At 73.9% G+C, this 13523-nt stretch carries 9 protein-coding genes; 6 read left to right on the plus strand and 3 right to left on the minus strand.

Features of this window, described 5'->3' with window-relative positions; translation table 11 throughout:
- Positions 1-55 precede the first annotated feature (55 nt).
- From O7595_RS31855 to O7595_RS31865, 3 genes are all read left to right on the plus strand, one after another.
- On the plus strand, positions 56-1057 hold the full coding sequence (locus tag O7595_RS31855) for a TauD/TfdA family dioxygenase (protein ID WP_269732043.1): 1002 nt from the start codon (positions 56-58) through the stop codon (positions 1055-1057).
- Between the two features lie 134 nt (positions 1058-1191).
- A complete protein-coding gene (sbnB, locus tag O7595_RS31860; protein WP_269732044.1) occupies positions 1192-2229 on the plus strand; it encodes a 2,3-diaminopropionate biosynthesis protein SbnB in 1038 nt (345 codons plus the stop codon).
- A gap of 436 nt (positions 2230-2665) precedes the next feature.
- A complete protein-coding gene (locus tag O7595_RS31865; RefSeq protein WP_269732697.1) occupies positions 2666-4015 on the plus strand; it encodes a PP2C family protein-serine/threonine phosphatase in 1350 nt (449 codons plus the stop codon).
- A 285-nt stretch (positions 4016-4300) separates the two neighbouring features.
- Here O7595_RS31865 and O7595_RS31870 read toward each other — a convergent pair whose 3' ends face one another.
- Positions 4301-5062 carry a hypothetical protein gene (locus tag O7595_RS31870; protein ID WP_269732045.1) on the minus strand — a complete coding sequence of 254 codons (762 nt, stop codon included), beginning with the start codon at positions 5060-5062 and terminating at the stop codon, positions 4301-4303.
- A 364-nt stretch (positions 5063-5426) separates the two neighbouring features.
- Positions 5427-6353, minus strand: a complete 927-nt coding sequence (locus O7595_RS31875) for an endonuclease/exonuclease/phosphatase family protein (RefSeq protein ID WP_269732046.1) — start codon at positions 6351-6353, stop codon at positions 5427-5429.
- 288 nt (positions 6354-6641) lie between these two features.
- On the opposite strand from O7595_RS31875, the gene O7595_RS31880 reads away from it, so the two are divergent.
- Both O7595_RS31880 and O7595_RS31885 read left to right on the plus strand, forming a co-directional pair.
- The gene (locus tag O7595_RS31880) at positions 6642-8054 is read left to right on the plus strand and encodes an MFS transporter (protein ID WP_269732047.1); all 1413 of its coding nucleotides are present in this window, start codon (positions 6642-6644) and stop codon (positions 8052-8054) included.
- Entirely contained in the window at positions 8051-8890 is an 840-nt protein-coding gene (locus O7595_RS31885; protein WP_269732048.1) for a PIG-L deacetylase family protein, read from the plus strand. Before O7595_RS31880 ends, O7595_RS31885 begins: the two co-directional genes overlap by 4 nt.
- Positions 8891-9023: 133 nt before the next feature.
- On the opposite strand, the gene O7595_RS31890 is transcribed toward O7595_RS31885, so the two are convergent.
- Positions 9024-12182, minus strand: a complete 3159-nt coding sequence (locus O7595_RS31890) for an AfsR/SARP family transcriptional regulator (RefSeq protein ID WP_269732049.1) — start codon at positions 12180-12182, stop codon at positions 9024-9026.
- A 291-nt stretch (positions 12183-12473) separates the two neighbouring features.
- On the opposite strand from O7595_RS31890, the gene O7595_RS31895 reads away from it, so the two are divergent.
- A complete protein-coding gene (locus O7595_RS31895) occupies positions 12474-13520 on the plus strand; it encodes a class I SAM-dependent methyltransferase (RefSeq protein WP_269732050.1) in 1047 nt (348 codons plus the stop codon).
- Positions 13521-13523 lie beyond the last annotated feature (3 nt).

A 13523-nucleotide genomic window follows, 5' to 3' on the forward strand; every position in this document is an offset into this window, starting at 1 on the left:
GCCGAACACCGAACACAGCAGTCAACGGAACACCGCAGCAAGGAAAGGACACACGATGCCATCCCCCGCCACCCTGCCCCAGGTCACCCTCCAGCCCGGCAGGCCGCCGGTCCTGTCCGTCGACACCCCCGACGACACATCGTCCTGGACCGCCGCCCACGCCCCCGCACTGCGCGCCCTCGTCGCCGAGCACGGTGCGGTCCTCGTGCGCGGTCTGGGACTGCGCGACGCGGACCAGGTCGGCGTCGCGTTCCGGCAACTCGCCGGTGGCGCTCTCCTGCCCGACAGGGAAGCGTTCGCCGCCCGGGAGGCCCACGCGGGCGGTGTCTACTCGTCATCGGCCTGGCCGCCCAACCAGCCGATGTGCATGCATCATGAACTCAGCTATGCCCTCACTCCGCCCGGCCTGATGATGTTCGCGTGCCTGACCGCTCCGGCCGCCGGCGGGGTCACCGGGGTCTCGGACGCCACCGCCGTGCTGGAGGCGCTGCCACCGGCGACGGTGGAACGCTTCGAGCGGGAGGGCTGGCTGCTCACCCGCAGCTACAACGACGAGATCGGCGCCTCCTGGACCGAGGCCTTCGGCACCGACGACCGGGCCGCCGTCGAGGACTACTGCCGGGCCAACGCCATCGACCTCGCCTGGCAGGGCGACGGCGGACTGCGCACCCGCCAGCACCGCAGCGCCGTCGTGCGCCACCCGTTGACCGGAGCACGCTGCTGGTTCAACCAGATCGCGTTCCTCAACGAATGGACCCTCGCCCCCGAGGTCCGCGAGTACCTCGTCGACGAATACGGCGAGGACGGCCTGCCGTTCAACACCCGCTACGGCAACGGCGACCCCGTCGGCGAGGACGTCGTCCAGACCCTCAACCAGGTCTACGAGGCCCACACCGACCGCGAACCCTGGCAGCCCGGCGATCTGATGCTCGTCGACAACATCCGCACCGCCCACAGCCGCGAGCCCTACGACGGCCCCCGCGAGATCCTCGTCGGCATGGCGGACCCGCAGAAGCTCACCGACGCCCCGTCGGCGGGCGGACCGGCCGTGCGATGACCTCTCCGACCTCCGGTTCCCCCTCGAGCCCGACCGGTTCGGACCACGGGGCCACTGCCGCCACCACGACCCGGCCGAAACCGTCCACCACCGCGACCGTACCCAACAGCAGTTCCGTCTCCCGGGAGTCCTCCATGTCCCAGCCGACCGCCGTGCCGCCGTTCGCCGTGATCTCCGGCGCCCAGGTCCAAAGCGCCCTGCAGAATCGCGAGAAGCAGATCACGGACCTCGTCGAGGCCACGTACCGACTGCACGCCGCGGGTGACTCGGTGAACCCGCCCTCGTACTTCCTCCGCTTCCCCGACCGCCCCAACTCCCGGATCATCGCACTGCCGGCCTCGATCGGCGGGCAGGTCCGTGTGGACGGCCTCAAGTGGATCTCCAGCTTCCCCGACAACGTCGCGGCCGGCATCCCCCGCGCCTCGGCCGTACTGATCCTCAACGACCACGACACCGGCTACCCCTTCGCCTGCCTGGAGAGCTCCATCATCAGCGCCACGAGGACCGCCGCGATGGCGGCGCTCGCCGCCGACCGGCTCGGCCGCGCCCGGCCCCAACGCCCGGCGCGGGTCGGGTTCTTCGGCACCGGACTGATCGCCCGCTACATCCACACCTTTCTCGCCGGCACCGGCTGGTCCTTCGACGAGATCGGCGTGCACGACCTGTCGGCCGACAGCGCCACCGGGTTCGCCGGTTACCTCCGGCAGACCGGCACCCCCGGCCGGGTCACCGTCCACCAGGACCCCGAGGAGCTCATCCGCTCCAGTGACATGGTCGTCTTCGCCACCATCGCCGCCAAGCCGCACGTCACCGACCCGTCCTGGTTCAGCCACAACCCGCTCGTGCTGCACGTCTCCCTGCGCGACCTCGCCCCCGAGATCCTGCTCGCCTCGGCCAACTTCGTCGATGACGTCGAGCACTGCCTCAAGGCCGACACCTCCCCGCACCTGGCCGAGCAGCTCACCGGCAACCGGGACTTCCTCACCGGGACCCTCGACGACGCCATGACCGGCAAGGCGCAGGTGCCGGACGACCGGCCGGTGGTCTTCTCGCCCTTCGGACTCGGGGTGCTCGACCTGGCCGTCGGCAAGTACGTGTACGACGAGACGGAACGCGCCGGTCAACTGCACGTCGTCGACGACTTCTTCCACGAACTGCGCCGGTACGGCTGAGGCTCCGGCCCGCGGCCCCGCCGGTTCCGTGCCGCCGGGGCCCGTGCCGGGCACGGCTCCCCAGCACCGGGAAGCCGAACGGGTGAGGTCGCGGCCGTGCTCCCGGGACGCCGGTACGACGGGGCGGGGCATGCCGCGTAAGGAGTAATGGGCAGCCGCACCGATCGACCGTGTCACGCTGGGAGGATTCCGCAGCCGGTCACCCGCAGGTCAGGATGCCCGCGGCACGACGAAGGACACCACCTCGCATGAGCCCCGCACCGACCAACGCCGACGCGGTGCGCAGTCATCCGGTGCCTCGGGGGCGTCCGCCTGTGCCCGAGTCGGTTCTCCTGCCGGAGCCGGAGCCGGAGCCGCGGCGAGGATCGGGCCCGGGACCGGGATCCGGACGTCGGGTCTGCCGTCCCGGCCGGGGCCCGACCACCGGGCCGTCGTGATGGACGGGCAGGAGCCACCGCAGCCCGGTGACGAACACCCGCCGCCGCCGGGCACCGGCGGTTACACCGTCCCCGAACTCGGCCGGATCGCCGAACAGGTCCAGGAGCTGGCCTGGGCCAAGGACCGGATCCAGGGCCTGCTCGACGCGGTGCTGGCCATCAGCCGGGAGGTGGAGCTGCCCGCGGTGCTCCGCCGTATCGTCACCACCGCCATGGACCTCGTGGGCGCCCGCTACGGCGCACTCGGCGTGCTGCACGAGTCGGGCGGGCATCTGGAGCAGTTCATCACCGCCGGCCTGTCCGAACAGGAGCGCGCCGACCTGGCGGGCGTCGACTTCCCCCGCGGCAGGGGCGTCCTCGGCCACCTCATCCACCACCCCCAGCCGCTGCGCGCCGACGACATCGCCGCCCACCCCTCCTCGGTCGGCTTCCCGCCGGGCCACCCGCTTCTGCGCACCCTGCTCGGCGTCGCCATCAGCGTCCGCGGCGAGATCTACGGCGACCTCTACCTCTCCGAACGGCGCGACGGCCGGCCCTTCGACGCCCACGACGAGAACATCGTCATCGCCCTGGCGAGCGCCGCCGGCATCGCGATCGAGAGCGCCCGGCTGTTCGAGCAGCTCCGCGCCCGGGCCGAGCAGTTCCAGCGGCTCCTGCTGCCGAGACTGTCCGACCTGAGCCCGTTCGATGCCGCCGCCGTCTACCGGCCCGCCACCGAACCCAACTCCGTCGGCGGTGACTGGTACGACGCCATCATGCTGCCGGACGACGCCGTCGCGGTCGTCATCGGCGATGTGGTCGGCCACGACCTGCACGCGGCGGCCGCCATGGCCCAGACCCGCAACATGCTGCGCGCCCTGCTCTTCGACCGGCGCACCCCGCCCAGCGCCGTACTCGCCCAACTGGACCGAACCCTGCAGGCCATCACCGACAACCCCGTCACCACCACCAGCCTGGCCCGCATCGAGCCCGACGGATCTCAGTGGCGGCTGCACTGGAGTTCGGCGGGGCATCTTCCGCCGCTGCTGGTCACACCCGACGGGCAGGCGCGGTACCTGTACGCCGAACCCGGAGTGCCCCTCGGCGTCGACACCTCACTGCCCCGCCCCGACCACACCCACCCCGTGCCCCCGGGCGCCACCGTGGTCTTCTTCACCGACGGGCTCGTGGAACACCCCGCCCACCCCATCGACCGCAGCCTCCGGGACCTCGCCGAACTCGCCGTCACCCACGCAGCGCTTCCCCTGGAGGAGTACGTCACGACACTGGCCGACAACCACCCGAGCGACGGCCATGACGACATCGCCCTCCTCGCTCTCCGTACCCCGGCCGCCGAAGCGAGTCCGTAGCGGCCCCACCCTGCGAGTTCCCACTGCGTGACTACCACTGCGCGGGGTGCCATCGGGCGATTCCCCGCGGTGCGGGTTCCCCTGGCGTGCCGACCGCGGTGCGAGCAGCTTCCGGCCGCGGTCAGGAGGCACCGTCCCGGGGCGACGCCCGGCCGTCCGTCGAAGGGGGCTCCGTCCCGGTGGCGCGCCCCGCACCGCCTCCGGACGGCCCCGCACCGCACGGCCGCACTCCAGGGCGGGGTGCGGCGGGGCGACAGGGGCAACGCGTCCGGGGCGGCGAGCGGTTCAGCCGGTGGGCGACTGGTAGAGGCCGCGGCCCGCTCGGTGGGCGCGTGAGGTGGCGACCAGCCGGTCGAGCGTGCTGCGCACGGTGTTGATGTTCCCGGCGCTGTCGTCACGGCCGAGCGCCCGGGCCACGTCCCGGGCCCGCAGGGCCGTGTCCGCGTGACGGGTCAGCACGGCGATGACCTGCTCGGTCAGGCCGCCGGGCTCCTGGGCCGCCTCGGCCGGTGCCGTGCTCCCCGCCGACTTCTTCGCCGCGCCCGCGGTCTTCGCCTTCGACTTCACGGACTTGGCCGGCGTGGTGGGCGCCTTCTTCGCCGGACGGCGCCGGGAGTCGGAAGCGGCCGACCTCTTCGCCTTGGACGGCTTCGGGGCGGCGGCGCTCTTGCGCGGAGCACGAGGACGGCCGGACTTCGTCGCAGTCCCGTCCTGGACCGCGGAGGGAAGCTCACCCGTGTCGTCCGGGACGGCCGACTCGGTGACGGGCTCCCCGGCCGCCGCGGCGACGTCCGTGGCGGGCTCGACCGGCACCTCCTCGGCGACGGGGGCCTCGACGACCGGCTGGGCGGCGCGCGGCGCCGGGACCACCGTCGCCGACAGCGCGCTGAGCGCCGCCAGAGCCGCACGTACCGTCTCCAACCGCTCGGAGACCGACGCGAGTTCCTTCTGCAGTGTGTTCTGCTGCTCCTCCAGCTGCGGAAGCTCCGCCTGCAGCAGCGCGGTTGTCGCTTCGATGCTGTGTGTTGCCGTGGGCGTCGATGTCATGGTGCTCTCCTGACGCGGCTGTGCCTGCTGCCGGTGGTGGGAATGTTGTGATGCAGGGTACGCCGTTCGCCCGGAGTTCGGGGCATGTGGTCGTGACACCGTCCGTGAGTGCGAGGGCGCGACGGAGTGCGGTGGGACCGTCATCCGCCGCGGACACTGCGGTGTTGTGCCTGATCCCCGCTGGTGGGCCCCCCGTCCCTGTGCCGGTGCGGATCCGCGGTGCGAACACGTCCCGCCGTTGCCCTGCGATGAGTTGGCCTTCGTCGGGAGGCCGCCGCGACAGCCCCCGGCCTCGGGCGCCCGAGGCCGTGTGCGACGACGTGGACGACCGTCGTGTCACCGCCCCGAGGGACGGTCGCGGTCCTCAGAAGCCGATACGCGCGGCGACGGGCAGGTGGTCGCTGCCCGTCGCGGGCAGCGACCAGACCTCCGCCACCGTGGCGTTGCGCGCCATGATCTGGTCGATCCGGGCCACGGGAAAGGACACCGGCCAGCTGAACGCCATGCCCGTACGCGGTGGACTCAGCCGCGCGAGAACCGGGTCCAGAGCACGGTCGTCCACCGTGCCGTTGAGATCTCCGAGCAGGACCGTCCGCTCCAACGGCTCCGCCGACAGCGCGGCACCGAGCAGACGTGCGCTCTCGTCGCGATGCGCCGTGGTGAAGCCCCTGTCCCAGCCGAGGCGGACCGAGGGCAGATGGGCGACGTACACCGCCACGTCCCCGTACCCAGGGAGCCGGACCGTTGCCCTCAGCCCCCGGTCCCAGCCCTCGGCGATGCCCTGCGGTCTGATGTCGACCCGGCGTACGTCGGAGAGCGGGTGTACCGACCACAGCCCCACCGTTCCCACGACCGCGTGGTGCGGATAGCGCGGTTCCAGCGCCGCCGTGAGCTCCGGCAGGGCCGCACCGGTCACCTCCTGCAGGGCGATGAGACCGGCTCCGCTCCCGGCGAGCTCGCGCGCCGCCGCCGCCGGGTCGGGGTTCTCGTCGCTGATGTTGTGCGTGACGGCGGTGAGGTCGTCACGGGCCGTGCCGGGCGGCGGAAGCAGCCGGCCGCCGAAGACGCAGGCCCACACCGTCATCGGCAGCAGCACGGCGCACGCGGCCACGAGCGAGCGGCGCAGCAGTGCCAGGAACAGCAGCGCCGGGAAGGCCGATGCGAGCCAGGGGAGGATCGTCTCGAGGAGACTGCCCGGGTTGCCGGCCACGTCGGGCACCGCCGAGTGGAACGCCAGCAGGCAGGCGAGGGCCACGGAGACCAGAACCGGCACCGCGTCCCGGGACCGCACTCGGCTCCGGCACCGCGCCCTGCCCCCGGGCCGAGGTGTCCGCCGTGCCCCGGCCCGTCGCGGAGCCGTCCACCGGTACACCCGTACGGCCCCCGTTCCCACCCGGTCGCTCTCGCCCGCCACAGCCCGCTCCCCGCTTTCCGCCCCGGATCGTCCCACTCGGCCGACATCCCTTCGCGGCCCGGTCGTGATCGGCGACGCGTGCGTGTGCGCCTCCGGTTCCCACCGACCCGGGGCCGAGCACGGTGACAGCGCCGCGGTAGGGCGCTGCCAGTCCGTGCCCGGACGATGCGGGAGACGGACCTGGAGGACGGCATGGGCGACGGTGTGACCGCCACCGCGGTGCGGGAGCCGGCAGTGCGCGGACCGCGACGGCCCCGCGCCGCACGGCGCACCGTCGCGGTCCTGGGGACCGGTGTCTTCGCGATCGGTACCGACATGTTCGTCGTGGCCGGAGTGCTCGGTGGTATCGCGACGGACCTCGGCGTCTCCGTCGGCGGCGCGGGACTGACCGTGACGGTGTTCGCACTGACGTACGCGGTGGGTGCGGTCCTGCTCGCTCCGCTGCTCTCCGTGCGGCCGCCGCGTCACGTCCTGGTCGTGTCAGCGACCGCCTTCGCGGTGCTGAACGTATCGGCGGCCCTGGCGCCCGCCCTTCCCGCGCTTCTCGCGGCGCGGGCGCTGGGAGCGCTTGCCGCGTCGGCCTATGTGCCGGCGGCGTCCGCGTCCGCCGCCGCAGTCGTGCCGGCGAGCCATCGAGGGCGCGCGCTCGGCACGATCGTCGGGTGCATGTCGGCCGCGACGGTACTCGGCGCTCCTGCCGGAGTCCTGCTGGCATCGATGCTGTCCTGGCGGGCTGCGTTCGCCCTGCCGGCCGTCCTGGCCGCCTCCGTCGCCGGTCTGCTGCTCACCCGCGACGAACCGCGCCCGCCCGAGTGCGGGGAACGTCCCGCGTCCGGCGGCGAGGCGCCGCGTCCCGGGTGCGCCGGGCACCGCGCCCCGCAACCGTTGCCCCCTCGCCGACGGCAGCCCCGGCCACGGCCGGTCCTCCGCCACCGGCCGCTCCTCCCGTATCGCGACCCGGAGCAGGGCCCCCGTCGCCGTGCGGCGGTACGGGCACCGCTCCGGCCGCTCGGGTCCCCGGCGGTCGCCGCGACGCTCGTCGTGACGTTCCTTCTGATGACGGCCTCGTACAGCACGTACACCTATCTCCCCCAGCTGCTGGCCGAGGCGGCGGTACCGCTGGGGAGCGGGCTGTTCATCGCGGTGTTCGGCCTCGCGGGGACGGCGGGGACCCGGTGGGGCGGCTCGGTGGCCGACCGGCGCGGCCCGGGCCGCGTGGTGGGTCCGGCCCTGGTCGTCTCCGCCGCCGCCTTCGCGGTGCTTCCGCACACGGCGGCGACGACGGTGGGCGCGGCGGTCGCCGTGGCCGGCTGGGGAGCGGCGGTGTGGGGGTTCGTCCCCGCGCAGCAGCACCGGCTCATCGGCCTGGGCACGGTCGCACCGCCGCTGTTGCTGGCGCTGCACAGCGGCGCCGTCCACCTCGGGTCCGCGGCCGGCTCGCTGCTGGGCGGACTCGTCGTCGACGCGGCGGGAGCGGCACGGCTCTGGACGCTCGCCGTCGTCTGCTGCGGAGCCGCCTGGGTCGTGCACACGGTCCTCGTCAGGACGGCCCTCGTCAGGAAGGAGAAACGGTCATGAACAGGATCGAGTCCGCGACGGACGTCGCCGGACTGGGGACGGTACTCGGAGTCTGGGCGCACCCGGACGACGAGGCCTACCTCTCCGGTGGGTTGATGGCGCTGGCCCGCGACGGCGGATCGCGTGTGGTGTGCGTGACCGCGACCCGGGGCGAGAAGGGCACGGAGCACCCGGAGGTGTGGCCGCCCGACCGGCTGGCCGCGGCCCGTACGTACGAGCTGGCGCACTGCCTCGCGATCCTCGGGGTGCACGAGCACCACTGGCTCGGTCACCCGGACGGTCGGTGCGCGGCGGTGCCCGGCACGCGCGCGGTGGCGCGGCTGCGGAACATCATCGAACGCGTACGGCCCGAGACCGTGCTCACCTTCGGCCCGGACGGCATCACCGGCCATCCGGACCACCGGGCGGTCTCGGCCTGGACCACGGCCGCGTTCGGGCAGGCCGCCCCGTCCGGGGCGAGACTGCTGTACGCCACGTTCGCCGAGCGGCGGGGCCCGCGCTGGGCACCGCTGAACGAGCGCCTGGGGATCTTTCCGCCGGGCCTTCCGGTGCTCACCCCCGACCGTGACCTGGCGGTCGACGTGGTGCTGGACGCCGGTACGGCGGACCGCAAGGTGCGCGCGCTGGCGGCGCAGCGGACCCAGACGGCGGAGCTCATGGCGCTCCTGGGGCGGGAGCGTTTCACGGCCTGGGTCGGTGACGAGTCGTTCGTCGAAGCGGAGCACGCCAAGGACGCCAAGGACGCCGAGGACGCGGGAGACGTGCCGGAGACGGCGGACACGCCGGATGCGGGGGACGTGGCGCGCGCGGCGGACGCCGTGCGGGCGGCGGGGTGAGTGTGCCGGGCGGTGGCCGGAGCGGGAGCGGCTGCCGGCGCGCCTGCCGGGGTGGCGTACGGCTGCACGGGAGCGCCGATCAGTACCATCCGCGTCCGCACTGCCGGCCCCTCCGGGACGCCGTGCCGTCGCCTCACGGCCGCGCCGCCCCGGACAGGTTCCGCTCGATCGCTCCGCGGGCCGCGTCCAGCACCGCCGCCCGGCCGACGGCGGGAGCGCCGCGGAACGGGGTGCCGGACGGGACGGGTCCGTCTCGCGGTCGGCCTTCCCCCGGGTGGGGGGTGTGTTCTTCGGGGCCCTCCCCGGTGTCCTTCTCGGCACCCTCCACGGCGGGCGCGTCGGGGGCCGCGTCGGCCGCCGTCTCGATCAGCGCCGCGGTCTCCTCGTCGCCGAGCCGGCGGAGAAGTCCGGCGAGGTTGCGCAGAGTGACCCAGAGATGGGTCCAGTTGCCGTTGCGGGCGAAGTAGTCGATGACCTCGCGGTAACCGCCCAGCGCCTGGTGCACCCGGCCCGTACGGGCCCGCAGCGACAGCAGCCCCACCGTCGCGACCCCGACGAGGAACGTCGCCCCCGAGACGCGGGCCAGTTCGACGGCTCGCACGTACCGTTCCTCCGCCGCGTCGTTGTGCCCCGCCAGACTGTCGATCTCCCCGGCGACATAGGCGCCCCACGCCTGCATCGAGGGTGACACCGCACCGGCCAGTCCCCGCTCGTTCAGGTGGCGTGCCTGTTCCAGATCGCCCGAGTAGGCCATGGCCAGGGCGGCGATGCCCAGGTTCTCCCGTTGCGGGCCGACGAGCGCGACGGCGGCGAGGGAGTGCTCGACCACGTCCTCGTACGCTCCACGGGCCAGGTCGGCCACCGACAGGACCGACAGGCAGCGCCACGCACCCGTGTTTCCGGTCGTCCGTTCCAGCCCGGTGCGGGCGAGCAGATCGGCCCGGCGGTACTCACCGCGGTGGTAGGTGGCTTCGGCCGCCGTCCCGAGTACCTCGCCGGCCAGGGGGTGGCCGTCGAGTGCGTCGTCCGCGGCCAGTTCCACCGCCCAGTCACGGATTTCGACCAGGTCGCGGTAGGTGACGGCGTCGTAGAGGGCGGTGACGACGGCCGCGGCGTCGTCCACGGCCCCCCGGGCCCGGGCCAGTCGCCACGCGGCCCGGAGGTTGGGGAGTTCCCGGCGGAGCGCGCTGTCGGCCTCGCCCTCCCTCGCGGAGTCCAGGGTCCGTCCGATCCACGCGGTCAGCCCCCGGGCCCAGGCCAGCAGCCGGCCGGCCGCGGCGTCGTCCTCCCCGGCTGCGGCGAGCCGGTCCAGAGCGAACGCCCGCAGTGTCTGCAGCATCCGGTAGCGGGTGGCGCGTGCGAAGGAGGCTTCGATCATGGAGGCGTCGACGAGCCGGGCCAGTGCGGCTCCCGGGTCGCCGCCGAGGCGCAGGTCGTCGGCGATCCGCTCGGCGGTGTCGGGGTCGACACCGTCGGGGAAGACCGCCAGATGTCTGAAGAGCCGCTGCTCGTCCGGTGTCAGGAGCTCGTACGACCACTCGAGCGTGGCCCGCAGCGTGCGGTGCCTGCGGTCGGCGCTCGATGTGCCACCCGCGAGCAGGTCGAGCGAGCGTTCGAGCCGGCGCTGCAGATCGGTCAGGGAGAACGTCGACAGCCGGCCTGCCGCGAGTTCGATGGCCAGCGGCATCCCGTCGAGCCTGCGCACGATGCCGGCCACCGTCCGCAAGTCCTCCTCGGTGGGCGGCGGACCGGGCCGGACACGGCGGGCCCGCTCCAGGAACAGGGCGGAGGACGGGACCTGCGCGGGGTTGTCACCGGGCCGGGGGAGGGCGAGGGGTGCCAGCCGGTAGAGGTGTTCCACGGGTAGGCCGAGGGGCTCGCGGCTGGTCGCCAGCAGGGTGGTCCCGGGACAGTCGGTGAGGATCGTGTCGACGGCGTCGCGGACGCCGTCGAGCAGGTGCTCGCAGTTGTCGACCACCAGGAGGCCGGGGTGGTCGGCCAGTACGGCGAGGCAGGCGGCGAGCACGTCGCCCCGGTCGACCTTCAGGTTGAGTGCCGTGGCCAGGGCGTGCGCGAGGGCGGCGGAGTCGGTGACCGGCGCGAGGCGCAGCACCGCCTCCGCGCCGTTCTGCCGCGCGACCTCCAGCGCGAGCCGGGTCTTGCCGACACCGCCGGGCCCGACCAGTGTGACGAGCCGCTCGGTCGCGAGCAGTTCTCGCAGGGCCCCGAGCTGTGCTTCCCGGCCGATCAGAGGGGTGGTCGCCCGGGACGGTGAGTCGGGTGCCGCCGGTGAGCCCGGTGTCCCCGTCGCGCCGGGCCCTGGCTGTGCCGGTCGCTCGGGTGCGTCGGGCCGTGGCTGTGAGCCCGGTTGCTCCGGTGCCGCGGCCGGCTCCCCGGTTCGCCGTGAGGGCGGGGACGGCGCCGGGTCGACGGTTGCCGGCGGCGCGGCGCGCGGCGGCGGCGGAGGAGACGCGGGCGTCTCCGGTGCGGACGCCGTCTCCGCGAGGTGCGCCGTCTCCGTGAGGGGGACGGGGCCCGCGAGGGGCACGGTGCCCGTGAGGATGTCGTGCTCGGTCGCGTCCAGCGCGGGGGAGGGGTCGAGCCCGGTCTCGTCGATCAGCCGCCGCCGGTACTCCCGCGCCGTGTGCAGCGCCCGGGGTGCCTGCCCGGTGGCTGCGAGCGCCCGCATGAGGAGCAGGACGGCGGGCTCGCGCAGGGGATCGGCGGCCGAGGACGCGGCCGCCAGGCCGACGACCTGTTCGGCCCGGCCCGCGGCGACGGCCCGTGCGATCAGGGCGTCGGTCACGTCCTGCCGCAGCCGCGCGCAGTCCTCGACCGCGGCCGCGATCGGTCCGACGCCGGTGAGGTCGGCGAGCACGGGCCCCCGCCACAGCTGGTGCGCCTGGCGGAGCAGTGCGTATCCGCCGGTCCCGTCGTGCCGCGCCGCCGCGAGGAGCGCACGGGCCTGGGCCAGGTCGAGTTCGCCGTCCCCGAGGACGAGCCGGTAACCGTCGTGCCGGGTCTCGAGCCGGTCCGAGGCGGCGCCGAGGTGCCCGCGCAGCCGGGAGACGTGGTTGTGCAGGGCCTGGCGGCCGGAATCGGGTACCTGCGAGGGCCACAGCGCGTCCACGAGACGGTCGACCGTGACGATCCGGCTTTCGGCGAGGGCGAGCAGTGCGAGCACGGCCCGCCGTTTCGGCCCGGGCACCTCCACGCCGGCGCCGTCGACGAGGAGCCGCAGGGGCCCGAGCACCTCCACCCGGACCGACGGCGGCGGACACCCGACTGCCATGGGACCCCCCGGTACGAGGACGAGAAGCGGAAGGGACGGAGGAAGACGGTGAGGGGACGGGGAACACGACCGGGCAGCGAGTGCGAGCGGTTCGCCGGCGGACCGGTCACCACGAGCGGGCCGCGGGCGAACCCCGGTCACGGGGACGACCCCGGTCACGAGGACGAGGCCCGGGAACCGGGATGTGCCTGTTAGCTCGACGATAGTCCGTGCGAGAGCCGTGACAGGCGACGCGCCGAGGCTTTCTGCCGTGGCCGGTACGGGCCGGTCGCGGAGGGAAAGGAGCCAGTGATGGATCAGGACAACGTGACGGCGTTCCTGGAGCGGTTCGTGAGCGACCTGGGTGCCACCGGTGCCGCGGGTTCCGTGGTGATCGGCCACCGACTCGGCCTCTACCAGGCCCTCGCGGACGGCCCGGCGACCCCGGAGCAGTTCGCCGAGCGCACCGGGTGCCACCAGCGGTATCTGACCGAATGGCTGTGCGGCCAGGCGGCGGGCGGCTACGTCGACTACGACCCCGGGACCGGGACGTTCTCGCTGACCGAGGAGCAGGCGTACTGCCTCGCCGACCCGGAGGGCCCCAATCTGGCTGCCGCGTTCCGCGTGGTGCTGGGATATCTGCGGGCCGAGCAGCGGATCACCGAGGCGTTCCGTACGGGTGAGGGGGTCGGCTGGCACGAGCACGACGAGGACGTCTTCATCGGATGCGACGCGTTCTACCGGCCCGGATACGCGGCCGAGCTCGTCCGTACGTGGATTCCGGCGCTGGACGGGGTCGACGCCAAGCTGAGCGCGGCCGGCCGGGTCGCCGACCTGGGCTGCGGCCTGGGCTCGTCGTCGCTGCTCATCGCGGAGGCCTACCCACGTACCACCGTGTCCGGCTCCGACTACCACACCCAGTCGGTCGAGCTGGCCCGGAAGAAGGCCGCCGAGGCGGGTGTCTCGGACCGCGTGTCCTTCGAGGTGGCCACGGCGCAGACCTTCAGCGGCACCGGATACGACCTCGTGACGATGTTCGACTGCCTCCACGACATGGGCGACCCGGTCGGCGCCGCGCGCCGGGTGCGCCAGGCCCTGGCTCCGGACGGCACCTGGCTGCTGGTCGAGCCCGCTGCCTCCGACCGCGTCGAGGACAACCTCAACCCCGTCGGACGGCTGTTCTACAGCGGTTCCACGTTCCTGTGCGTGCCGAACGGTCTGTCGCAGCCGGGCGGTTACGCCCTCGGCGCCCAGGCCGGTGAGACGGTGATCCGCGAGATCGCCGCGGAGGCGGGCTTCACCCGCTTCCGTAAGGCCGCGCAGACCGGCTTCAACGCCGTGTACGAGATCCGGCCGTGAGCC

The sequence above is a fragment of the Streptomyces sp. WMMC940 genome, from assembly GCF_027460265.1.
GTDB lineage: Bacteria > Actinomycetota > Actinomycetes > Streptomycetales > Streptomycetaceae > Streptomyces.

Bases quoted from the DNA above. Each gene is read 5' to 3' on its own strand.
- O7595_RS31855 (WP_269732043.1), top strand. From the start codon at position 56: ATGCCATCCCCCGCCACCCTGCCCCAGGTCACCCTCCAGCCCGGCAGG.
- sbnB (WP_269732044.1), top strand. From the start codon at position 1,192: ATGTCCCAGCCGACCGCCGTGCCGCCGTTCGCCGTGATCTCCGGCGCC.
- O7595_RS31865 (WP_269732697.1), top strand. From the start codon at position 2,666: ATGGACGGGCAGGAGCCACCGCAGCCCGGTGACGAACACCCGCCGCCG.
- O7595_RS31870 (WP_269732045.1), bottom strand. From the start codon at position 5,062: ATGACATCGACGCCCACGGCAACACACAGCATCGAAGCGACAACCGCG.
- O7595_RS31880 (WP_269732047.1), top strand. From the start codon at position 6,642: ATGCGGGAGACGGACCTGGAGGACGGCATGGGCGACGGTGTGACCGCC.
- O7595_RS31885 (WP_269732048.1), top strand. From the start codon at position 8,051: ATGAACAGGATCGAGTCCGCGACGGACGTCGCCGGACTGGGGACGGTA.
- O7595_RS31890 (WP_269732049.1), bottom strand. From the start codon at position 12,182: ATGGCAGTCGGGTGTCCGCCGCCGTCGGTCCGGGTGGAGGTGCTCGGG.
- O7595_RS31895 (WP_269732050.1), top strand. From the start codon at position 12,474: ATGGATCAGGACAACGTGACGGCGTTCCTGGAGCGGTTCGTGAGCGAC.